This window comes from Sulfolobus sp. A20 (assembly GCF_001719125.1).
In the GTDB taxonomy this organism is placed as follows: Archaea; Thermoproteota; Thermoprotei_A; order Sulfolobales; family Sulfolobaceae; genus Saccharolobus.
In genome coordinates, this window is record NZ_CP017006.1 from 2,183,405 (window position 1) to 2,206,018 (window position 22,614).

Sequence of the window (22,614 nt, forward strand, 5' to 3'; positions counted from 1 at the left end):
AAGAAGTAAATTTTTTCATGAATTCCCCATAAAAGAAATAAAGTAGAGATTTATAATTGCAGATATCAGTCGTGATATGTGCTCACTTCCTCCCCGCCAGAGAGGCTTCCCTCACTTTGTAAATATAATTCTTTAATATCCCTCACTATGAGATATAATTATGTTTGATGAGCTATTTAAAAGCAAGCCATATATAATTGGCATGATTCACCTCCCCTCATTACAAGGCTCACCTAATAATAAGTTAAGCCTAGATGAGATCATAGATTACGCTTATTCTGAGGCTAAAAAGCTAGAAGAAGCTGGGGTCGACGGTATTATCATAGAGAATCTAGGAGATTACCCATTCTACAAAGACGACATTCCACCTATAACTGTAGCCTCAATGAGCATTATTGTAAGAGAAGTCAGAAAGGGCTTCAACTTCTATGCAGTTGGAGTTAACGTTTTGAGAAATGGATGTATTCAAGCCCTTTCTATTGCTCACGTAACTGGGTCACAGTTCATTAGGTGCAATGTGTTGATTGGAGCATACGCTACAGACCAAGGTATAATAGAAGGAAAGGCTGCTGACTTATTGAGACTTAAGAAGTATTTGAATTCAAAAGTTATGATAGCCGGAGATATTCACGTAAAACATGCATATCCACTATATAACCTGCCAATAGAGTTAGCGGCACAAGATTTAGCAGAGAGAGGAGGAGCTGATGCTGTAATAGTTTCTGGACAAAGGAGCAATATTCCCCCTGATGTAGAAGTTGTGAGAAAGGTAAAGAATGCTATCTCACTTCCAGTTCTAATAGGTAGCGGTATTTCTTTATCTAACTTTAAGGAATATTGCATGGAGGCTGATGGTCTAATAATAGGAGAGAAGGATTTTAAAGAAAACGGAATGGTAGGTGGTCCTAGTAATAAAGAGGCTTATAAGAAACTGGTCAAGGAATGTAAGGGGTTTGGGTCTCATAGGATCTCGTAGTGTTTAACATTAACCTTTTAGGGTTTGTGTCTCATAGGATTTCATATAATTTGATTATTCTTAATTGAATTTTATTATTTAAAATATTAAAATAAATTTATCATTTTATAGCTATAATTTTTTATTATACTAACTATAATACTTGAGGAAAGCAAATAACATATCTTTATATTTAAATTATTAACGATAAATTTGACTTCCAATAATAATGAAAGTAGTTAGCTAAACATTACTTTATTCACTATTTTTCTATCTTAGGAGATATTTTTTATGATAAACCTCAGTAAACCTCCTAAATATATTCAAAGTTTACGGGCTATAAACCTGAATAAGTGAGGGATATTTTTATAATAAACCTAAAACTATTATTTATTATTAGATGAGTCATGAATAAAAATGTAATAGTACCGATACTACTTGCAATCTTAGTGACTTCAATATTAGTAACATCTGAAATATATTTAGGGCCTATATTATCGATAAGGTTTGCAATAGTTCAGCAGCCCGCTGTAGTTTATGGAGCCTATTTGAATTTAGGAAATCTAACACCAGGTGAGTATGGCAATGCATCTATATCTGGTACAATAAATGTATATAAGCCGGGAGTCTATAATCTTAGTATAAATCCTGTATTAGGTGAGGCCTTTTCTCAATACACTATTACATTATCACTAACCAATTCAACTTCAGCTACAACACTGACATTTTCTAACGGTTATCCATACTATCAAGCAATTTATTTAAACCAAGGTGATTACACAGTTTATATCACGCTCAGTTACCAAGTTAGTAATAATCCTACCATATACAATTACAGCGGTCCAGTAATGTATGTATTCTATTCTTCATAAAGGTAAAACTTTTTTTCTCCTTTTTCTATAAACAAAACGTGATTTCGCTCACCTTAATTATAATCGATATCCTAGTTGGGATAATAGTATTCTTCGTCTCCAGAGAGGTAATGCTGAGATCGAATAAGGATAAAGAAGTGTTGACTACAAGTAGCTCAGATAATGATGATAAGGTCTTTAATGCCATAAAGAGTGGTGCTAAAACATTGAACGAAATAATGAAGTATACTGGCCTACCTAAATCAACTGCATATAAGTCATTGAAGAGATTGCTAAAACAGGGAAAAGTGGAGAAAGTAATTAATGATAAAGGTAATGTCAGATATGTTATTAAGAACGAGAAAGATAAGAATAACAGCAGTAGTTGATAGAAGAACGACATACCTTATCTTTTATGATGGGGAGAAGTCCAGTAACACGTAAAGGTTCTTACGGAAAGAGGTTTCACAAAAAATTATTAGCCGAGAGGGAGTGAGGAATGTTATAAGCTCATATAATTCGCAAATAATATTATATGAGTCCCTTCTCATTGTCCTAAAGCCCTTACTACTCTAAGCGATAATAATCCTGCCATTATACTTACGATCACATTCCCTGGTATAAACGCAAGTAAAGTAAAGATTATGTAAGCCCAATTAACGCTAGCTCCATAAATGAACGGCCTTAAAAATCCTAAGTAAAATATAGGATCTGGAATAGAAAGCAGTACTCCTAATATAACACCCTCTATTACTACTAGTATTGTTTGCTTTCTTCTCAATTTTCTCAATGCAATATCTTCTGACTCATTATTAGATGGTGTTAAACCAATACCAAATATCTTACCTCCAGAAATTGCAATAATTAAATCTATGTATAATCCGTAAGTTAAAGCCTCATAAATGAAATATAGAGGTTGCCCTCCAAATCCGTAATGGAAAAGGTCAGCCAATAAAGTATAGATTGTTAAAGATAACATTCCGCTACCCACTTTTCTAACTAAGCTTACGAAGATTATAATAATTAGAATCCTTCCCCAAAATCCAATACTTATGAATGGAGTCGATGGTATTCCTCTATCTATAAAAGGACCAATATAAAACTCCCACGCTGTCCCCAAGGATGCTCCAATAGCGAGATATACTATGTCTAAAGTGCTGAACTGCTTCAATCCTCCCTTTACTTTGGCTATATAAATAACAAAGACAGTAGCTAAAACGAAATAAGCTAAGACTATCTCCCAAGGTATCTCTCCGGGTATGTTGATTTCAGCCTTTATGCCATTCAGAACCATATTTTTAACTTGTGAGACAATTTAAAAAATTTTACCTATAAAGAAAATTAAGACTATATAGTGCTATATATTAATAAATATTACAAAATGAGGATAGCCTCACCATGTATGGCGGGAAGGAAGTTAGTAATAAGCCAGATGAATATCTAGGATAAGAAAGGATTATTACTTCGGTATTGTTTTCAAAAATCTTATAAACTAAATATAATAAATATTAATTAATGACCACCTTTGAAGAAGACGCTGAGTTAGAAGCTATTTTGAATAATAAGTTGAAAAAACTGATGAAATCTCAGAAAGAGAGTCCTAAGTATCAAGGTGGAAAGGTATACCATCTTGATCCAATTACCCTAGACGAGTTTATTAATAATTTTAAAATAAGCTTAGTAGATTTCTGGGCTGAGTGGTGTCCTCCATGTCACATCTTATCTCCGATTATTGAAGAATTGGCAACAGAGTATAGAGAAATAGGATTTGGTAAAGTAGATGTGGAGAGATACCCCGATATAGCCAGTTATTATGGAGTAGTTAACTTACCCACATTACTACTATTTTATAATGGAAGAGTTGTAGATTATATCGTGGGTGCTGTACCAAAGGAATATATAGAGGCTAAAATAAGGAGGTTTAATGATGTAGCGTAATCAAAAGGAGGATAGCCTTTCAAGAGAAACATTAATCTAAGTTTTCTAAAGTCTTTATCATGACGAGGAAGTAAATATTAGCACTAAACCTATTTAGTTACAATAAATCTCAATAATTCCCTCTCATATATCGTACCTTTAAGCTTATTATCTTTATCAATAATTCCAATTACTGGAGTCTCTGTTTCCCTAAACTTCCTCAGTACGTCTAAAACTTTAGAATCTTCTCCCATTAATACTGCCTCATCAAGATATACATCACATACTCTTAATCTGTCGTAATCCTCTGGGTTTATTTCTAAGAGTGTCTTAACAGTTATAATTCCAATCGGTCTCATCTCACGGTTCACTACAATTGCAGCCCTAAGACCCCTTTCGTTCAGTTTATTTATTACCTCCCTTAAATTATTGTCGCAAGTAACAAATTTAGGTTGATCTAAGCTTAAAATAGACGATATTCTCGTGTTAAGTTTAATTTTGGTCTCCTCCTTACTAACCTTAAATCCAGTCTTAAGCTTGAATAGTAACGGAATTACTAACGCAGAAAGGGATATTGCTAAGGTGGAGTAAGAGTATTCTAGTGCCGTAATAGCATTAAGGCTAAGGGCACTTACCAGTAATGAAACGTCTACCCCACCTTTTGTAGACGTTCCTAGCCCGTTAATTGTTGGATCTACGTTTACGAGTCTTGCTGACAAATATCCAGCTAAGAACTTTGAGCCTACTATGCTAATAAATAATATAATACTATATAGTATTATCTGAGGAGATATTTTGACGAAATAAAGTCCTATACTTACGAAGAATAGAGGTTCAAAGAAACCATAAGTGAAACCATGCAGTTTCTCCAATAGCTCTGGTCTATCCTTAAAGTAATCCCTCAACAAATACCCCAAGAAAAGTGCCGAAATAGCTGAATTGAACTTCAGATACTCTGCCAAAAAACCTATGATGAGTATTAACGCTATCACACTGGCGAACTCGATTTCCCTTACTTTTATGTAACCCTCTATCTTCTCAAGTAATTTAGCTATTATGGGGCCTAAGGCTATTATCAGCGCGAAAATTCCTATTATTTCCAAAGTAACATATAAAACACTGATACTTATTGTACTTCTCGCCTCGAGGAAAATTGAAAAGATGATTACAGAAATTATTTCAACGAGAGTTCCTTGATAGAATAAACTAGCACCTAACTGCTGTCTACTTATTCCTAAATCTATTAATAGTCTAGTTAAAGGACCAACGCTCGTCATCATCAGTGGTACTAATAGGACTAGGGAATTGGTCGTTTGAATTATCTCTTCTAATGTTAAGAATATTATGATAAACGGTAATAATAACTGTATAATTACACTATAAAATGTGAAGTAATTAAATCTAAACTCACTACTTATTTCCTCAGCCCCCGCAAGGAACAATAGAAGGATAATCCCTAATGAGGAAATGAAAGATATTATGGAATTAACCGGTATCAAACCAATTACACCCCTACCTAATATAATTCCAACTATGATCGATCCAACAAACGGAATCAATCCCAGTCTCGAAAACGCTTCCTCGGCTACCTTCGCTAGTATTAGCATTATTCCAAGATATAGAAGAGTGATTTCTAACACGTTCATACTAAACACTTATCGTAACTTGTAATAGGTTTTTCGTTTTAAGTCAAAGATGAAGAGAATTTTTAGAGGACACTATTTATAATTTAATTCTGTATAAGGAAGTTAATAAAAAAAGAATAAAAATTTAACTCACTTTCGTACTCAGAAGTCCTTAACTAATGTTTCACAAGGTATCTTTACGTCACTGATTTCTTTACACAAAATCACATCATCGTCATATGCATCAAGAATATACACTATATCATCTGATACCGTATGGATATCAAACCTTTTGTACTTTTTGAATAACGATAGTGCTGGTTTATTGTAACTTCTCGTGGAGGCTATTATATAGCTTAATCCCTTGCTTAAAAAATACCTCTCTGCCTCTTTTAATAATCTCTTACCATAACCCTTCCCTCTATACTGTGGCAGTATTCCCATATAGAAGATTATTCCTATATTGTCCTTTACCTTTAGTTCTACAAATCCTGCTACCTTATCTTCTTGATCCTTTATAGTTATTATCTTCGACCATTTGAGGTTCTTTTTTGCGTAGTATGCGTCAAATTTAGAAAGGGATTTGTCTATTACCTCATCCAGACTACTCATTATCCCTTGTCTCTTTCTGAATAATTATCTTCAAAGGGGGATAATAAACTTTTAGTTAAATGGGATAATTTTAATACGTTTAGATAAAAATATAAATACGTTTTATTTTGAAAAACTTATACATTTAAATCGGGAGAAAACTGACCTCCTCCCCATCTTGAAGGGGGAGGCTTGTCCTTCCTTTGTCAGACCTCTTCTCGTAAATAGTGTGAGTTCCTCTAATAGCGGATTCCGATTAACCCTTCTCCAGTCTGGTTTACGTCAATGACTATTCTTCTTGTTCATACCACTCCCTCAACTTCTTTAAGTCAACGTATTCTACCTTTTCGGAGTTTTCCATTCTGCGAAAGCTCTTTGCAAATATAACAATTTTTTTCACGTTTAAGTTAAGCCTCTCCAATTTACTCTCGAGCTCATGTAAGATTCTGATACCGTCAACCTCGTCACTCCACTTGCATTCCCCAGCAATGTTTAATCCCTTGTCCATGATGTCAATTTCAACGTCCTTGTACCAATGCCTTCCGACATCCCTAAGCCCATATTTATCCTTCACGTACTCCCTTGCAATGTCTTCAAATACCCTTCCTAAATATTCGTTGTACTCCTCCTCCCTTATCTCGTATCTTCCTTCTTCTATTTCGCTGAGGTTAGGGTAAATGAACTTAAACCAGAAGTTGGTGAAGTTATCTACTATTATATACCTACCCCTCTTCGAAGTTCTCCTCTCTAAAATCGGAACCTCCCTCTTCACTAGTCCAATCCTCTCTAACTTCTTTATATATGAAGATATCTCTCCACCAACCTTAACGAAGTCCCTTATTTCGCCTAATGTGTTTTTACCCATAGCTATGGACAACAGAATCTCCTTATATGTGGATATCTCACTAAATTCGTATCTTAACGAGAAGTCCATTTCATCTTTTAAAAAGGAGTCAATCCTCTTCAACTCTTCATTTATCCACTCCAAAAAGGGAGTTTTAACCTTGATTAAATAATAAGGCACACCTCCGGCAAAACCATAAACCCTTATACCCTCAACTACGTCGAAATTAAACTTCCTCAAGTCCTTAAACTTCAACTCCTTTAAATTTATAGCTGAAGTCCTCCTACCGTATAGTGGGCTCTTATACGAAAGCAGGTCACTCATCATTGAAATTGACGAGCCCACCAGTATTATCTTTGTATTAGTACCCTTCAAGACCTCATCCACTATCCTCTGAAAAATAGAAGGTATCGAATTATCCTCCTCGATTAAGTAAGGGAACTCGTCTATCACAATAACCTTGTCCTTGAGAGCATAGAAGAGTGACTCCCAATCCTCCTTTACGTGTTTAATCTCAGGAAATAGCCTTTCAGCGGTTTGCTTAAACTTTAATAGATTATTCTTTCCCTCGACTGCTAGATAATAAACGGAGGGATAGCCCTCTATCGCCTTTAAGATCAACGAAGTCTTCCCAATCCTTCTCCTACCATAGACTATTATAAGCTCTAAAGACTTTGATTCGAGCCTCTTTTTAATAGCCTCCAATTCCTTTTCCCTATTCACAAATATCATATTCTAAAATATCATATTCTAAAATATGAATTTAGTCTCACATGATTACACTTGACAAAGTGAGGGAGGACTAAGTCCTTTAGAGCGGAAAACTCTCTTAATGCTAATCTCTGACCTCTTCCCCGCCCTAAAGGGTTTTGCCGAGGTCTAAAGAGTTACTCCCCTTTAAGGGAGTTACTCCGTTTGACGTTACGAGAAAGGAAAGGGGCTTCTTTAATACGCTTACAATCCTCTTTATTCCCAATGTTTAAAGCACCATTAACATCACTGTGAAGCTTATGACCTAAAGGGCAATTAATAACTCCCCTAGGCTTCCTCTCAACGAGAACGTCATGGAAAGCACAGAAACGTGAAGTGTTATACTCTACAACGAGGAACACGTTTATACCATACTCATAGAGCTTATACACTATAGCCTCAATCAACTTGCGATAAGACCAGATATTTGAAGTGAACTTATTACCCTTATCTTGAGAGATGAAGTAAGGATAGCCCAAGTAAACAGTTGATACACCTAACTGCCACAACGCCAACATCTAAATAAAATTATGAATCTCTAAAATGTCTATATATGACTAATATTCTCATAGCTAGGGCTGAGGAGTACTTAGAGTTAGCACAGTACGCTTTATCCAAAAAAATGTATTCCCAAACTTGTTTCTTGTCCAGTGTAGCCTCTGAATTATACATGAAAGGGGTAAGCCTAGCGATCTCTGGAGACTTCACATATTTTCATGATGGGAAGCAAATATTATCATATATAAGGAATATCGATAGTAAACTGGCAGAGATGATTGATAACTTTGTTAAGGAAAATAGAGAGAAATTGAGAAGGTTAGCTAGTGAGTACACTATAGCTAGATATGACATGGAGTTAATTTATGAAAGAGAAGATGCAGAGATGTGTATAAGGATAGCAAAACAAATATTTGAATTTGGAAAGAGATTAATTGAAAAACATACAAATAGTATTGCTTAAATCATCGTCTTTGAAAACGCCTCCCTAAGGAGAGGAAGTCAGACTCCGTTCTAGAATTTAGATTAAAGAGCCCAACTTTCATTACCTGAGGGAAGAGAGGTTAGTCTGCTAGTTTTATTAGCGTCACATCCTATTAGATCAAACGTATCCTACTCCCACGTTCACAAAGGAAAGACAAGCCTCGCTCTTTAAGGTATGGATGAGGTCAGTATTTAAAAATACATAGGAATGATTGAGTGTGGACAACAATTTGATTGAAAAATTTTCTTTAAAAAACGGAAAAGTATTTTTGGAGCGAGTTATTTATTAGGCGAGAATGTGAATGGGTTTGATTTCCCTCATTTAACTCAACAAGAAATACAATAACAGGATGGCTGAAAACATTCTTACCCAATGTACTCGAAATCAATAAGTGAGAATAAAATTTTATGAAATTGTTGCCAACATGCGAAGAATTCAGCTTATAGCTTATTTTTTCAATTCTCAATATATCTCTTAAAATGCTTTCTAATTGACTAGAAATGAAATTCCATTTCTCTTAAAATAGGGTCTACTAACGTGTACTCTCCCTCCTCAACCTTCTCAATGAAATTGTAATTTACCAAAGCTTCAAGTACTGAGCTCAACTCCTTATCGTCTATCTCTCTCTTTAATCTCACGGTTACAGCGAATTTTATATCTTTCCATCTCTTGGCGATTTTGATGGAGGATAACGTTGCTAAGTATAATTCCCTATTCCTACCTTCGAGGAAATGGTTCAATTCCTCTAGCATTAATTTCCTACCTTCATTTATAGTTATCTTCAACGAATCATTGAAGCTAAGCTTTCTTATAGCGTAATTATTGCCAAACAGCGTTAACCAACCTACCACTCCATCTAATCTGTTAACTACTTCCTCAGCTTTACTGTCTTCAAGGTCCACGTTTAGCTCCTCCATACCCGCCTTTAAGAAGCCTATTGAAACTTGTTTGTTAAAAGGTCTTAGCTTGATTTCAATAGGTGGTCTTCCCAATAAGGGTGAACCCTCCTTTGGATTTAGCAAAGCTTTTACTAAGCCAACATAAGATCCAGAGAATAAGAACCTAACCTTTGGGTTACTCATGAAGACGTTTCCTAGGACGTCTAATAGTGGCTTAGTAACTGAGGAGAGCTCTTGTACCTCATCTAATCCTATAACTAGGTCATGGTTTATGGACAGAAGTAGTTCTAATAAGCTCCTTTGAACGTTTAATTTACCGCCCTTTAACTCTACACCCAAAGGACCTAGGTTAAAGTTAACACTAACGTTCAATAATTTGAATAATTTATTTCTATTTATCTCTGAGATCAGTAAAGATAGCAATTCTCTCAACGTTGTAACTCCCCTTAAGTTCAAATAAATTCCATCAATCCTATCGTTCTTTTTCAACTCATTAATTGCAACTTTCATGACACTGGTCTTTCCTATCCCTCTTTGCCCACCGATTATTATCCAATTTTTGGAAATTATTTGTTCCCTTATGTATTGAACCTCCTTTTCTCTTCCGAATAACTCTTTTAACTCTGTTTTAGGATGTAAATCGAATAGCAAATGTACCCCCACCAGTTACTGGTGACCCACCAGTTAATATTATTTCTCATTTATAAGTTTTACAAACTGATGAAAGCCTATAATCAATCCAGTATTGAATCCTACGCTAGTGCATCAAATAAAACCTACCCCAAACTCAGTTGGTAACTTCTTTACAATTTTAATAAGGTTATTGAGGTCTTCAAGGAATATAGCAGGAACATTAAACGACTTAGCTATATCAACAACCCACTTACCTACTTCCCTTGCAGAATCCTCCAAGACATTTTTAGCCTTCCTGTAGGATGACCTTATCCTGTTCAGGATCCTCTCACTATCCTTCCACCTCTTTTCATACTTCTTCTGTAAGCCCTCGGCTAAAGCCTTATAATGATGAGCATCCTCCAAACGGGTAGAAATCCTAGCGTAATATTTATCATCTTTACCAACAACTACCTCAGCCATGTTAACATCAATTGCAACACCGTCTTTAGCCTCTGGTTCCTTCCATTCCTTTAGAAGAGTGGCCTTTAGATTTTCCATCCCTCAGCAATAGCCTAGCCTCTCTTATTTCCCAGTCCTTGTATTCTGACAAGTTCCTCGGATAGCCTAGGATTTGCAACTCGCCAACTCCCACTATCCTTACACTCATTTTATTGAAATCGATTGAAAATGATAGGGTTGGGGTTAACCAACGTTACGTAATATTGGGTACTTACTGCGTTTAGGGTTCTTCAACCACAACTTGTACTTTACTATAGTATTTCTATAACAGTCTATGGCGACCTTTGACGATAGATTAAACTTTTGCCTTAGTGTTTTGTAAGTACCCTTATGCGTGTCTTTTAACAAGTTCCTTAGCTTATTCTCCCTTAACCGTTCTAAAACGAAACGTAAGCCTTTTTTCACAGTTAGAGACAAGGCTGAGCAGAGGGGCGTTAAAGGTAATCTTCAAACTGTAGCTCAGATTTCTTTCCCACTCTTCTTATCCCCTCTACTCGTAATAAATAGGAAAGAGTTTATATTACTTTGTAATCCCCGCCCTAAAGGGCGAGAGTTTCATCACCTTTGCAAACCGTGGGTGGGATTTGAACCGGGACCTTTGCCTTACCAGATCGATAGGCAGAATATAAACTACATACGTGAGCTTATGAGTGAAGATATCCACAGGCACAGTAGAGAAACGCGAAAACGGTGAGCTTAATGCACGTATCGTATCAATTAATGCCAGTCCAGTTGTCATCTCAACGTCATTCGCAGACGACATAGAGATAGTGAGAGAACAGTTGTACAACAAGTTCTTCAAGATATATGTATACCCGCGGGGACTAAACTTGTACAACGTTATACAAAAGATAGTAAGAAGGGAAGAACTAGAGTACCCGTTTGAGGTCAAGTCGGTAGTTATGTGTTTCCTAAGTGAGATGCCTAAGAGTGAGGAAATAAGTGATGAATTAGTCAACGCACTTCATGGGTTTGCGTCAAAGGTTCTAACGTATACGAGTAACTATGGCGTTGTCTTCGGAGCCGTTGAAATGTTGAGGAATTTCGTGAAAGTCCACGCGGTAATCAACTTCAAAACCGTTGCCTATATTAATTACTTCAACGCCGTAATGAATGAGTTCTACAACGAGATACTGTTTGACGCGTTAGGGCTCACAGAGAGGGATATAAAGTCCCTGCGATATGTGAGAAACGCCGGCGAGTTACTTAAGACTGACTACATCTTCGCCTTAGCTAAAACCACTAAGCAATACATAATTAACGTGCTGAAGGAATTAGAGCGCAAGGGGTTGGTCTATAGCGATAGACCCAACAGCAAAAAGTTCATATGGGGTCTGACTGAGTTAGGGCAGAGGGTCCTCAACTTCGGTGAGGCGAAGTTAAGGTCGAGGCGATTTAATCAAAGTGAAGACGCAAAACGTTGAAGCTATCGTGAATAAGGAATTTTTGAGGGGCTAACGGAAGAGGCGATAAGACAAATGCCGTGTCAAGCGAAGGAGTGCGAGAGGGCGACGGAAAGGCTAATAGAGGCGTTGAGGGCGTACCGACGTGTCGGCTGAGGATAAAGGGCGAAAAAACCTGACCGTTTCGCATACTTCTACAGTTGCATCACCGGTGCGAAAGAGCAGTATAGCGGTTTAAACGTAATATGTGACCACTGGCAAGTACGCAGGCTGAGAATATAGATAGGTTCGTGAAGTTTTTAGAAGTTTCGCAGACGAGCTAACATTTATTGCGAACATAGAGTACGAGGCATCCTTTGGATAAGGTTTTTAAGTAAATTCTTTTTTCCTTTTTCTAGAATGAAATGGAAAACCATACTCCTTCTCTCAGTAGCAACAGTACTGATAGCCAGTGGCGTAGTGCTGCACTCCATGGATAAACCGATAACAATACCAATAAAATTATCCGCAGGGTTAAAATATTGTGTAAATGGAGTTTGTTCAAATGTAAAACCTAAGGTTATTTCATCTGGTTCTGCTGTTCCCGTGCATCCTCCGCCTTTGACGCTCAGCCCACCCCTCTATGCCCAGCTATGGTTTGTGCCACTGATAGCAGGGATAGCTATCCTAGGCTTTCTAGGGTTCAAGAGGTTCAGGTTATAAGCTCTTTTTTAATCATCTCTTTTTCCCAAATATGCTGAAGAAGGGCTTACTATTACTCGTGGTCATATCAGTTACCCCCAATTATACCTACCTCTGCCCTAGCATCAATGTTTACCAGAGGTAGACCGAGTTTTTATCACAACAACACAGTCTGTCGGTTGTGTGTACCGGGGGTAGAATGTCGATAATCCCTGCACACATGTCAGTCTAACTGTAACTATTACTACCTAGGAATTTTTACCGCCTACTTTCAATCTGACGTAAATTCCCGTAACTTTTTATGTGTTACCAATGCTTATAAACGCGTTTTGGTAACCATAATACAAGACGTGAAAACGGCGAAAGAGAAGATGCGTTATAAATATGGTGACTATATTTTACACCCGATTAAAGGTAGGTATTACGTCTATAAATTGGAAACGGTAAACGGTGAGATTAAGGAAACTTACGTAGGTCCTTTAGTTGATGTCGTTGAAACATATCTGAAATTGAAAAATAGAAGTGGGGGTGTGGGGGACGCCCCACTAAGCCGCGGCCGGGATTTGAACCCGGGACCTTTGCCTTACCAGGGCAACGCTCTGGCCAGGCTGAGCTACCGCGGCACCTTAAGTTATAATGGCTAAAGAGGATATAAATGTATCGCAAATTAACTCCATGGTCTTAATGACTTAAGAGTACTTACCATCTTATCTAAGAAGTAACTCCTCTCCCTAAAGTGTTCATCAATAGCCCTCCAATCCTCTTCTGAAAGCCTCCATCCCATTGCCCCAGCGTTCTCCTCAACGTGTTCAACCCTCGAAGCCTTCACTATAGGTAATAAGTTATTCCTACAGATATACCAATTTAACGCGACTTGAGTTGCGGACTTATTATATTTCCTTCCTATAGTAGATAAAAACTCATTTCTTGACAATATTCCATTTTCTAAAGGTGTATAAGCCATGTATAACATTCCGTTCTTTTCCGCATATGCTAAAGCCTTCCTCTCATCACCTCTACTTAATAGGCTGTAGTGGTTCTGTATTGCAACTATTTCATACTTACTAACACACTCCTTAGCTTTCTCTATCCCTTCTACGTCAAAATTACTTAACCCAAAGAACCTTATTATCCCGTCATCTACTAACTTCTCAAACGCCTTAATCGTTTTGCATATTGGAACTCGAGAAGGTGAGTGAAGTAGATATAAGTCAATGTAAGTACCTAACCTCTTCGCACTCTTGTTGGCTGACTTAATTACGTTATCGTAATCAGCATGACTAGGCCAAACCTTTGATACTATGAATATGTCATCCCTTGCCAAACCCTTAATAGCCTCCCCTACCAACTCTTCAGCATGACCATTCCCATACATTTCAGCAGTATCTATAGTAGTAATCCCTAGCTCTACTGCCTTTCTTATAGCGTCTATCCATTCCTTATCTCTACTATGATCAGCATACCAATAACCTCCTCCTATCCTCCAAGTGCCAAAGGCTAAGGAAGAAATCGTAAAATACTTGAATTTCTTCTTATCCATAAATCTCTATAAATATTAAAGGTTAAAAAAAGCTTGACCTTCTCCTAAAGAGTGAGGGCTACGCCGAGTTTTAAAGCATTACTCCCCTTTGTTAAACAGTTTTACGTTGCAAGAAAAGAGAAAGGCTTCTTCAATACGTTTACAGTTTTCTTTATTGCTTTCTTCATTGTGTTTAAATCACTATTTACGTCGCCGTGAAGCTTATGACCTAAAGGGCAATTAATGACTCCCCTAGGTTTTCTGACAACTTCAACGTCGTGAAATGAACAGAGCTTAGAAGTTATACTCGACAACGAGAAACACCTTTATACCATATAGCTTATTCGTGATTGTACCAATTAATTAAGACCAGACGTTTGAAATATCTTATTACCCTTATCTTAAGAGATAAATTAGCCTAAATAGAAACGCTTAGTCTCTATAACGTTTTGGATAGATGAGAAGCTAAAGTCGTATAATAGTAAATAAGCCTTTAATAATAAGAACGGCAAACTTTACGGCGGGGAGGAGGTCAATTACTGAATACCTTTTTCCTTTAATACATTATCTTTAGCGTCAAGCTCTTGTATCTTCTCATCTTAATTCTTTAGCTTATCTAGTTCAGCAATTCATTGGCATGATTTTAGTAGAGAGAGTTTTCCGCTCTAAAAGACTTACTCCTCCCTCACTTTGTCAAGTGTAATCATGTGAGACTAAATTCATATTTTATATCTTCTGAAAACAGAAGTAATCACAAAATGGATTAAGGCCTCTCGGCATTTATTGCAAGAAAGAAGTCAGATAGAAAGAATTTCCTGGCAAAACCCACCTATCCTCTTACCTAAATTATAAGACCCCTATCTTATCTCTTTCACTCCTCGAAGGATGAGATTTTTTATCGTCTAGTCTTACTTAGTTTATATAATACTGTAAAAAATAATGCTAATAGTAATATAAGTACTAGTATGCTGATATTAAATATATTTGCAGATGACATAATTACATTATTATTTTCACTCTTTGTTGATAAAGTTGTTATTTCTGAACCAGTTATCATTTGATGTAAATTAAAGCTTAATGAAACATTGCTAAATAGCTCGACTATAATAGACTTTGGAAATACTGAATAGCCTGGTGAGCTCAAAGAAACGTTATATACACCTGCTGGGAGAACTAACGTTATGTTCGTGTAATTGTACGTCATAGTTTCGTTATTTACGCGTAGAACAACTGGCCCTTTTGTGTCATTAACGTATACGTGAACGTAATAATACGGTCTTACGTAGTCCACGTACAAAGTGTAATTTGAATCTAAGTTAAGTATGATATTTGTCACATTCGGCTTTTCAATCCACGAACTAAGTATAGTTATATTATAAACCCCTTCTGCTAGCAACAAGTTCATGGTGGAATTAGTTGACTCCAACTTCGTGCCGTTTATTATAACTCCCCACTGTTGCCCCTCGTAAATTAAATCTTCTGCCTGAACTCTCAGCTCATATAATCTCGGCAAGGTTAATTGATATCTCAAAATACCATTAGGTGTAGCAGCGTAAATAGAACCATTGTAAACTATCATAGAATAGACGGGGGTATTAGTGTGGTAAAATACTTGAGAATTTATCAGATCTATGGCATCTAACCCTTGATAGGAAGCTACGTAAAGGACACCGTTTAAATAAGCTATGTACTCTGGTACTACATTAGTAGGAATGAATGTTATGTTATAGTCGTATATTTCATTAAAATACACGTCGTCAATTTTATCTAATTTGAGCACGCTCAAGTTATGGAAAACAAAGATCCCAATTGGGTCAAAGGTCCCAGAAATAAAGTACTTTCCCGCAAACGCCATTGCTGAAAGCGCGTCCTGGCAATTTATAGTTGTGTGAGTGGAGCCATTATAGTACAAAAAAACGTAGCCGAGCTCAGAGTCCACTATAGCTGAATTATTTGTGAACGTCATATAACCGAAGCTTCCTATAATATACCACTTACCTACTATCGTAGACCCATTAAGTTCGTAAACATAGTCGTTATAAGTAGTTACGTAAGTGATGTTAGTGTAATTGTCATAAAATAACATAAAGGGCTCTGTTATGTTCAGTCTGTATAGCGAACCATTATAGTAGTATAAAGATCCGTTTGACACTATGTAAATCGAAAAGTTATTTGATAATATTTGCAGGGGATCATAAATGTGCAAAAAGGGCACTAAATTATCGTTTATATAGTAATAAATGGTGTTTTCAGCGGGATACGAGACCAATATCTTACCGTGATATACAGTGAGGGAATAAGGATATAGTTTAGATGTTTGTGAAAAAGGCGATAGTGAGAGTAAGCTCATTAAAATAAAAATTGACAAAAGTAGCGGAAAAATCGATGACTTCATGATACTCACGAGAGTAGTAGTGGTTCTAAGTTAGTTATTGGAATTGGTTCAAACCACTGAGCGCCTGGCGGTAGCCACATTATACCGAAGAATATCGCAGGCGCAGCGTTGTTACCTACATCCAAGTTGAACGTGAAAACGACAGTTAAATTAACTGGCTTATTCAAGAAGTACGAGAACTCCGGTAAATTATTGCTAACAAATTCTGGGTTGTCGCTGTACTCGACATATACTTGATTGTTGACTAGCTTACCTTCAAATACTAGCTTTCCATTTATATACACCAATGCCCATTCATCTGCATAACCGCTTGGTGGTAGGTTATTTTCAGCAATTGGTACGAAGTCTGTGAAATTAGCTGAGAACGTATACATACCAGGTTTCTCCGGGACCAGGATTCCTTGAGATTCAAAGGTTATATTAATGTTTTTACCAACGAGCAATGAGGGGTTAAAAAGCACTGGGGATGGGCCTCCCCAAATTACAATATCTCCAAACGGTGCAAAGGCAGTTGGAATAGCGCCTGCCCACCCCCAGAAGCCGTTTAAGTTAGATAGGTCAGCTAGGTTATAAACTTCTACCGCTTCTGAAGAGAGTTGATTATTGGGAGGATTGTGCGGGTTAGTAAAGTAGGCAGGCTGGGTTGTTCCTGTCTGAGTATCTAAATAAACCTCTTGAGCGAAGTTCTGAGACCATAATACTACAACATTGTTAGGTGAAGGTATCTCTCCATAAGAATATATCTGCTCCACTTGGGTTGAAGTCAACGGTATGTCATAGACAATGGTGGGACCTAGTGCGCCATTGAAAGAATAAGCTTTAGAACCGGCGTCGGCTATATCTCCAGAAAACCCCGGCAACCAAGTTAGGGTACTTTGAGCTGGACCAGGAGGTGGGGCAGGGGCTGGACCCGTCGCATTGTAGGCCGAACCTACGTCAAAGAAGGCTGTAGCACTTGCATTGAGATAGGTTATTCCACTTATCTGAGCCTCGCTGACCAACGTTCCATTTATATACATAGCCATTTGACCAGTTTGGGCGTTATACACTCCTACTGCTAAAGTTAACGCTGAAGATGGCTGACCGTTCTCCTCACTTACTTGTGGGAGACCGTTTGGGTCTAGGATTGTAACCCATGTACCATTAGCGAGCTGGACAGTAAAGGCAAGGTAATAGTGTGAAGATTGAGGTGGATTATTAGCTGGAGGATTATTTGCGCTACCTATATCTATGCCAGAGCCTACAATCAAACCGGCGTCTCCGGTCCACACTATATATCCACCTTCTGGTGGGGTATTGCTGACATATGCCACATCAGCTTGTGGAGTAATAGCTCCTTTGCTTGTCGTCTGTATGGTTATAGGTTCTATATTACCGCTTGCTATAAACCATTGGACTATTGACTGAGTCTGCAGCTCCGGGTTCCTCTGCTCTAAGGGTATTGTCCCTATGTTATCGTTATCGCTCTGGTAACCGGTTAAGAAAGACGAGATTGGGAAGTAGCTTGACTCGATGCACTTTTGTATTAAATAGGAGTTAGTGCCTAGTATTAACGTGGCTTCTCCAGGGAGAGTTGTCTCTTGTCCATTTGGATATATTATTACAGTACCGGCAGGCAATGTTAGTTTCTCACCACTGGCTACTTTTGGTAAAGAATTAGGAGAGGGGGTTATAATTAGCGTACCTTGTGGAAGTGTATATTCTCCGCTTGATGTCTCCAAAGTAGCTTGTCCAGAAGTGATAGTGTATATATTTGCACACGTAATAAGACCAACAGTAGATTCAACAGGTACTGTTATCATATTTCCAAGGCTCGTCAGTATTATTATTGGTCCAGTATAATAAGGAGGGGTAAATAGAGCTATTGATGTACTATGCTCTACCGTGATGCTTGATGGATAAGCCATTTCCCACGAGCCATCTTGATAATAATATATGTACTTTATGGAGAGAGGAGTGAAACCAGAAATGTATTCAAAATTAAGTAGAACTAAACCATTACTACTAACAGTTGCGTATATACTAGGATCACCGCTTTCAACTTCTACCAACTGAAGACTTTTTTCATTATCTACTTGTGATATTGATAGCTTTGATTGATGTGCATAACTTGTGTTTAAACTATTTAATAAAAAGAAAGGTATCAGAACTGAGAAGATTAGTATTAATGCAATAAGACCTAAAATTAGTGGTGCTTGTGCTTTCATTCTCTCAACCCTCGTAAGTGTAACCTATTCTAAAATAATACCCCCCACTATTATAAATTACCCATAAAACGACGGCATAATTTTGCTGAACGTTTATAGTTATTTGGAAAGTAGTATTTGAAGGTATACTATAAGCTTGAATACTTCCAGTTAATTGCCTTCCATTAAGGTCATATACTGCGGGCAGTGTAACTAGCTTAGCTGGTTTGCCATTATCGTTAGGTAAGGTAATAGAATATTGTGATAGTTGAGTAGGAGTCAAGCCACTAACACTAGGCAATTCACTCACTGGCACAGTGAACACAATAACTGAAAAGTTGCCAGAGTAAGATGGGGAGTATATATAAGATAAGAACACATATCCATTAGATGAGGACTCAGGAGGGCTTAGATCAATATAGATGGTAGACGCTAAAGACTTGGCTAGCTGAAGAGCAGAATTAAAGGCATATTGAGGTACTACAAGTGCTTGCGTGAACGTGAACGCCACTAGTCCAATAAGTAAGACCGCGATAATTATAATAAACTCAGAAACAGTAGTACTTGACATGTCATTATATATTAGAGTTAATCTTCTATAAAAACTTTTCCGAAAAATAATGTGTGAGGATACAACACCGTTACTAAGCTAGAATTAAAAGAGGAAGAAGATTTATTAGGGATATACCTCATTTATTGCCATCACATTGTTAGAGGCAAATAGGAATACATTAGGAGGAACTTGAGGATGTAAATGCATAAGTGAGTTAAGGAGTTACCCTTGAATTGGCTATTCCAGGATTTTTAAACCATAACAAAGCAAATACTCACCTTTCAAGGCAGAGGATAATGTTTTTAGTGAAGGATAGTTACTGAGAGAAGCCAATAGAGGTGTAGTGAGGATGTGCCCTTCCTCCTCAATACGAATCTCGAGGAGGGTGGGGAAAAGGGATAGGGGTAATCTAGTTGTAGACTGAGCCATTGCTGGACGAGTGGATGTCAAAAATGCCCACTATCTATTAAGTGATGAAGGCGGTACCTGTGAACTGCCCTAAGGGAACTCTCACCCTTTAGAGGAGGTAGGTTTTTCTGCCTATGCCAAGAATTTGTTGGACTTATATATAATATTGCGAACCCTATGGGACCTTGCCCTTAGACCTCTAGTTCAAATCTTGTACACTTGAGTATGCTTCAAAGCGGAGCTTTACAATAAACTGGAATGGATAAAAGTGGAAAGCATTCAAAGAAGCTAAAATACATAGATAAGCCATAATTATGACGTAAACCTCACGTTAAGAGACCGTATAGTCAGTAAATGAGGGCATAATCTCCTAAATGGAAATAGATAAAAAGAGCAACAAAACACTCAACTGGAATAAGACTACAACCCAATTTGTAGCTTCATAACGGCACTATATATATTTGACGGAAAAAATTATATAGAAGTTAATATAATAGTTATATGATAATTATGGAAAATACAGTAGCATTATTCTTGCTTATAATTGTAGTATTAGTCATTGGTGCAGTATTAGTCGGCTATTCTGGTTCCCTTACAAGTATCACATACAATCAAGTAAACCCGTTAGAGACAGCATTGAAGTTAGCTAGCGTGATACAAATCAGTAGCTCACCCCCGGCGGTTAACTATATTGTACCATCCTATGGAGAACTGCCTAAGTTAAATATCTCTGAGAGCGTGTTAGTAAACATAAACGTACCAAACTATACGGGTGATCTGATTATACTACCTATCCTTGTCACGAGTTCTTATCAGCCTTATATAAACAGTAATGGCATTACCTCAACTTCCCCTAACCAAGTAGGTTACATTAATGTTGAGGGAAACGTTAAGCCCATTTCTATTCAAGGACAGCTAATAAACCTGTTAAGTCAAAGTGGAGGGGTTGAGATTAATAGTCAAGCCTATCTAATTCAGAACGGAGAGACTGTCAATATAACTTACGTAACTAATTCCAGTTACATCCCAGCACTTTGGGTATTAACAAATATCTCGGGAGAGCTATTTAGGATTGCCTTTACTTATTTTGCCCCAACGACCTATCTGAACACGCCCAGTAACGGGGTAATCCAAACTTATACTACTCTAGTACAAGAGTTCCAACAGATATTTCAGAACGTACCTTTGGCTAACTTTGTAGGGGGGCAAAATACGCCGGGAAGCTTAAGTATACAACCCGGCGTGACATATGACGTTTATAATGGGCAAGGTCCTATAGGGTTCGTAAGCTTATATGTACCACCTACTCCCGCCTTAGAGAGCAATGTGGAGATAGCGCCAAATGTGAACCTTGAAGGGAGTGCGATATATTACGATAATGTATTTTTTACAACTACTCCAAACATACCAATATATGAACAACAGATAAACTATGTTCCTATAAGCTACTTTATAGACCAGATAAACCCCAACGGTATAGTGCAGAGCTATGAGCAAACCGTCAACCAGATGTTCTCCGGTCTTTCATTCACTACCATAAGCACCCCCGTCACGATCTCTGGGACGCAGACGTACAACGGCCCAATTGAGTTCACTGGCCCCGTTACTTTTGGGAGTAATGTTCAAGTTACCTTCAACGGACCGGTGATATTTAAGGGCACCGTGAATTTCCAGGGGTCGGGCGACAAAATCACCTTCAACGGGCCTGTGGTATTTGAGGGAACCACCACTCTTCCTCCAAGTTCTTCATTTTACTTCGCAGACGGTCTATTATCCAACGGTACAGGAAGTTGTGTGATAATAAATAATCACGACTACTTAAATGTCCAAGGGCCTGTACTTTTTGACGACCCCTCTGGTGCGATTAGGATATCCTCATATATAAATATACAAACGAACTCTATAGTCTACTTTAATGCTCTTACAGTGATTATCGGCCCAGGTGTCAACATCCAAGATCAAGGTCCCCTTATAGCTTGTACCACTGAGCTTACATTCTCTCCCAACGGTAATTTGAACGTAAACGGTCCCTTTCTTTTAAACGGGAAAAACGGTGGACTGACTATATCTTCTAATGCCGTGATAAACGTGAACAGCGTAGCCTACATATCGTCTAATTATGCCTTGTCGATATCGCCTAATTCCGTAATCTCGTCAGTAGGTTATCTGATATTTAACTTCGGTAAATCTGGTACAGTTAACCCTTATACACAACTGATAGTTAATCAGGGTAACCCCAACAATTACCCTGTGTCGCCACCACTGATCAACCCACAGCCCGGAGAAACTTATTACGTGACCTTCTCAACGTGGTTTAGCATTATACCCAATAACCAGAACGAGGTTGTAGCGAACGTTACGTTAGAGGCAGACAATAGCCCTAGCCCAATAGTGTTTTCCTTAAGCCCGGTCTCCCCTACGTCTTATGAACTAGGGATAACTTCTGGGAGCGGACAGACACAGACCATCCCCTATGAACTTTACTTGAATAGTTACTATTTCCTCAGCTTGGAGTTAAAGATAGTTGACACCAATAACGTGTTATCTGTCTGTCCTTCATACGTTATAATGAACAGTTCATGGCAATATTCTGGGTCCTCCCCAGAATTTACAGTTAAACCTGCAGGGTTGTACCTTACGGCTGAGCTAGGTAACGAGAGCTTCTATCAGCTGATGTTAACTAACGGTACGGAAATACCCGCAAACTTACTTAACGTAATCTCCTCTTCACCTATCGTCAACTACGCTAATTACATTCAATCCCAAGGTTTAAACCCAAACACCGTTGGGGTAGCGTATTTCTATTTAATTACTCCTAGCAATCTCATATCAGAATTGACTCCAACGTATACAAATATAGAAGAGTTTCCGGTTACGTTGTACGTCGAAGGCTATACATGGAGTGGAGCTTAATGGAAAGT

Annotated in this window: 21 protein-coding genes, 1 tRNA gene and 1 pseudogene; 9 read left to right on the forward strand and 14 right to left on the reverse strand. The window is 37.7% G+C overall.

Annotated features, from left to right (window positions below):
* Positions 1-160 precede the first annotated feature (160 nt).
* From BFU36_RS11350 to BFU36_RS11360, 3 genes are all read left to right on the forward strand, one after another.
* On the forward strand, positions 161-976 hold the full coding sequence (locus BFU36_RS11350) for a BtpA/SgcQ family protein (protein ID WP_069284134.1): 816 nt from the start codon (positions 161-163) through the stop codon (positions 974-976).
* Between the two features lie 386 nt (positions 977-1,362).
* Positions 1,363-1,827 (forward strand): hypothetical protein, encoded by a 465-nt coding sequence (locus tag BFU36_RS11355; RefSeq protein WP_069284135.1) that lies wholly within the window; start codon positions 1,363-1,365, stop codon positions 1,825-1,827.
* A gap of 38 nt (positions 1,828-1,865) precedes the next feature.
* Complete coding sequence (locus BFU36_RS11360) at positions 1,866-2,195, forward strand: helix-turn-helix domain-containing protein (protein ID WP_069284136.1); 330 nt, start codon at positions 1,866-1,868, stop codon at positions 2,193-2,195.
* 158 nt (positions 2,196-2,353) lie between these two features.
* On the opposite strand, the gene BFU36_RS11365 is transcribed toward BFU36_RS11360, so the two are convergent.
* On the reverse strand, positions 2,354-3,100 hold the full coding sequence (locus tag BFU36_RS11365; protein WP_069284137.1) for a hypothetical protein: 747 nt from the start codon (positions 3,098-3,100) through the stop codon (positions 2,354-2,356).
* A 221-nt stretch (positions 3,101-3,321) separates the two neighbouring features.
* On the opposite strand from BFU36_RS11365, the gene BFU36_RS11370 reads away from it, so the two are divergent.
* Positions 3,322-3,744 (forward strand): co-chaperone YbbN, encoded by a 423-nt coding sequence (locus BFU36_RS11370; RefSeq protein ID WP_069284138.1) that lies wholly within the window; start codon positions 3,322-3,324, stop codon positions 3,742-3,744.
* Positions 3,745-3,833: 89 nt separating this feature from the next.
* Here BFU36_RS11370 and BFU36_RS11375 read toward each other — a convergent pair whose 3' ends face one another.
* From BFU36_RS11375 to BFU36_RS14305, 4 genes are all read right to left on the reverse strand, one after another.
* A complete protein-coding gene (locus BFU36_RS11375; protein WP_185957814.1) occupies positions 3,834-5,369 on the reverse strand; it encodes a cation:proton antiporter in 1,536 nt (511 codons plus the stop codon).
* A gap of 141 nt (positions 5,370-5,510) precedes the next feature.
* On the reverse strand, positions 5,511-5,960 hold the full coding sequence (locus BFU36_RS11380) for a GNAT family N-acetyltransferase (RefSeq protein ID WP_069284139.1): 450 nt from the start codon (positions 5,958-5,960) through the stop codon (positions 5,511-5,513).
* 268 nt (positions 5,961-6,228) lie between these two features.
* A complete protein-coding gene (locus tag BFU36_RS11385) occupies positions 6,229-7,515 on the reverse strand; it encodes an ATP-binding protein (protein WP_069284140.1) in 1,287 nt (428 codons plus the stop codon).
* 155 nt (positions 7,516-7,670) lie between these two features.
* On the reverse strand, positions 7,671-8,048 hold the full coding sequence (locus BFU36_RS14305; RefSeq protein ID WP_231961142.1) for a transposase: 378 nt from the start codon (positions 8,046-8,048) through the stop codon (positions 7,671-7,673).
* 38 nt (positions 8,049-8,086) lie between these two features.
* Between BFU36_RS14305 and BFU36_RS11395 the strand changes: the two genes are divergently transcribed.
* Positions 8,087-8,494 (forward strand): HEPN domain-containing protein, encoded by a 408-nt coding sequence (locus tag BFU36_RS11395; RefSeq protein ID WP_069284142.1) that lies wholly within the window; start codon positions 8,087-8,089, stop codon positions 8,492-8,494.
* Between the two features lie 515 nt (positions 8,495-9,009).
* On the opposite strand, the gene BFU36_RS11400 is transcribed toward BFU36_RS11395, so the two are convergent.
* From BFU36_RS11400 to BFU36_RS14310, 3 genes are all read right to left on the reverse strand, one after another.
* Positions 9,010-10,065: an ATP-binding protein gene (locus BFU36_RS11400; protein WP_069284753.1), complete on the reverse strand. Its 1,056-nt coding sequence runs from the start codon at positions 10,063-10,065 to the stop codon at positions 9,010-9,012.
* 114 nt (positions 10,066-10,179) lie between these two features.
* The gene (locus tag BFU36_RS11405; protein ID WP_069284143.1) at positions 10,180-10,587 is read right to left on the reverse strand and encodes a hypothetical protein; all 408 of its coding nucleotides are present in this window, start codon (positions 10,585-10,587) and stop codon (positions 10,180-10,182) included.
* Positions 10,535-10,696 (reverse strand): hypothetical protein, encoded by a 162-nt coding sequence (locus BFU36_RS14310; RefSeq protein WP_231961143.1) that lies wholly within the window; start codon positions 10,694-10,696, stop codon positions 10,535-10,537. The genes BFU36_RS11405 and BFU36_RS14310 overlap by 53 nt, the downstream gene beginning before the upstream one ends.
* A 502-nt stretch (positions 10,697-11,198) precedes the next feature.
* On the opposite strand from BFU36_RS14310, the gene BFU36_RS11410 reads away from it, so the two are divergent.
* The 3 genes and pseudogenes from BFU36_RS11410 to BFU36_RS14315 all read left to right on the forward strand — a co-directional run.
* Positions 11,199-11,972, forward strand: a complete 774-nt coding sequence (locus tag BFU36_RS11410; protein WP_069284144.1) for a hypothetical protein — start codon at positions 11,199-11,201, stop codon at positions 11,970-11,972.
* A 450-nt stretch (positions 11,973-12,422) separates the two neighbouring features.
* Positions 12,423-12,653, forward strand: coding sequence for a hypothetical protein (locus tag BFU36_RS11415; RefSeq protein ID WP_143577088.1), 231 nt, complete (start codon positions 12,423-12,425; stop codon positions 12,651-12,653).
* Positions 12,654-13,003: 350 nt separating this feature from the next.
* A pseudogene (locus BFU36_RS14315) lies at positions 13,004-13,147 on the forward strand (putative integrase); the annotation flags it as partial.
* Between the two features lie 33 nt (positions 13,148-13,180).
* Here BFU36_RS14315 and BFU36_RS11420 read toward each other — a convergent pair.
* From BFU36_RS11420 to BFU36_RS11440, 6 genes are all read right to left on the reverse strand, one after another.
* Positions 13,181-13,255 (reverse strand) — tRNA-Thr (locus BFU36_RS11420).
* Positions 13,256-13,299: 44 nt separating this feature from the next.
* Positions 13,300-14,172 carry an aldo/keto reductase gene (locus tag BFU36_RS11425; RefSeq protein ID WP_069284146.1) on the reverse strand — a complete coding sequence of 291 codons (873 nt, stop codon included), beginning with the start codon at positions 14,170-14,172 and terminating at the stop codon, positions 13,300-13,302.
* A 101-nt stretch (positions 14,173-14,273) separates the two neighbouring features.
* Positions 14,274-14,465, reverse strand: coding sequence for a hypothetical protein (locus BFU36_RS13890; RefSeq protein WP_156770077.1), 192 nt, complete (start codon positions 14,463-14,465; stop codon positions 14,274-14,276).
* Between the two features lie 581 nt (positions 14,466-15,046).
* Complete coding sequence (locus BFU36_RS11430) at positions 15,047-16,546, reverse strand: hypothetical protein (protein WP_156770078.1); 1,500 nt, start codon at positions 16,544-16,546, stop codon at positions 15,047-15,049.
* 5 nt (positions 16,547-16,551) lie between these two features.
* Positions 16,552-18,753, reverse strand: coding sequence for a hypothetical protein (locus tag BFU36_RS11435; protein WP_069284148.1), 2,202 nt, complete (start codon positions 18,751-18,753; stop codon positions 16,552-16,554).
* 4 nt (positions 18,754-18,757) lie between these two features.
* Entirely contained in the window at positions 18,758-19,303 is a 546-nt protein-coding gene (locus BFU36_RS11440) for a hypothetical protein (protein ID WP_069284149.1), read from the reverse strand.
* Positions 19,304-20,194: 891 nt separating this feature from the next.
* On the opposite strand from BFU36_RS11440, the gene BFU36_RS11445 reads away from it, so the two are divergent.
* Positions 20,195-22,606, forward strand: a complete 2,412-nt coding sequence (locus BFU36_RS11445; protein WP_069284150.1) for a hypothetical protein — start codon at positions 20,195-20,197, stop codon at positions 22,604-22,606.
* The last annotated feature ends 8 nt before the right edge of the window (positions 22,607-22,614 follow it).

Excerpts from the sequence above, each read along its gene's own strand:
- BFU36_RS11385 (WP_069284140.1), bottom strand. The coding sequence starts at position 7,515 with ATGATATTTGTGAATAGGGAAAAGGAATTGGAGGCTATTAAAAAGAGG.
- BFU36_RS11380 (WP_069284139.1), bottom strand. The coding sequence starts at position 5,960 with ATGAGTAGTCTGGATGAGGTAATAGACAAATCCCTTTCTAAATTTGAC.
- BFU36_RS11365 (WP_069284137.1), bottom strand. The coding sequence starts at position 3,100 with ATGGTTCTGAATGGCATAAAGGCTGAAATCAACATACCCGGAGAGATA.
- BFU36_RS11395 (WP_069284142.1), top strand. The coding sequence starts at position 8,087 with ATGACTAATATTCTCATAGCTAGGGCTGAGGAGTACTTAGAGTTAGCA.
- BFU36_RS11445 (WP_069284150.1), top strand. The coding sequence starts at position 20,195 with ATGATAATTATGGAAAATACAGTAGCATTATTCTTGCTTATAATTGTA.
- BFU36_RS11415 (WP_143577088.1), top strand. The coding sequence starts at position 12,423 with ATGGATAAACCGATAACAATACCAATAAAATTATCCGCAGGGTTAAAA.
- BFU36_RS11370 (WP_069284138.1), top strand. The coding sequence starts at position 3,322 with ATGACCACCTTTGAAGAAGACGCTGAGTTAGAAGCTATTTTGAATAAT.
- BFU36_RS11440 (WP_069284149.1), bottom strand. The coding sequence starts at position 19,303 with ATGTCAAGTACTACTGTTTCTGAGTTTATTATAATTATCGCGGTCTTA.
- BFU36_RS11430 (WP_156770078.1), bottom strand. The coding sequence starts at position 16,546 with ATGAAGTCATCGATTTTTCCGCTACTTTTGTCAATTTTTATTTTAATG.
- BFU36_RS11350 (WP_069284134.1), top strand. The coding sequence starts at position 161 with ATGTTTGATGAGCTATTTAAAAGCAAGCCATATATAATTGGCATGATT.
- BFU36_RS11355 (WP_069284135.1), top strand. The coding sequence starts at position 1,363 with ATGAATAAAAATGTAATAGTACCGATACTACTTGCAATCTTAGTGACT.
- BFU36_RS11425 (WP_069284146.1), bottom strand. The coding sequence starts at position 14,172 with ATGGATAAGAAGAAATTCAAGTATTTTACGATTTCTTCCTTAGCCTTT.
- BFU36_RS11375 (WP_185957814.1), bottom strand. The coding sequence starts at position 5,369 with ATGAACGTGTTAGAAATCACTCTTCTATATCTTGGAATAATGCTAATA.
- BFU36_RS11435 (WP_069284148.1), bottom strand. The coding sequence starts at position 18,753 with ATGAAAGCACAAGCACCACTAATTTTAGGTCTTATTGCATTAATACTA.
- BFU36_RS14310 (WP_231961143.1), bottom strand. The coding sequence starts at position 10,696 with ATGAGTGTAAGGATAGTGGGAGTTGGCGAGTTGCAAATCCTAGGCTAT.
- BFU36_RS11405 (WP_069284143.1), bottom strand. The coding sequence starts at position 10,587 with ATGGAAAATCTAAAGGCCACTCTTCTAAAGGAATGGAAGGAACCAGAG.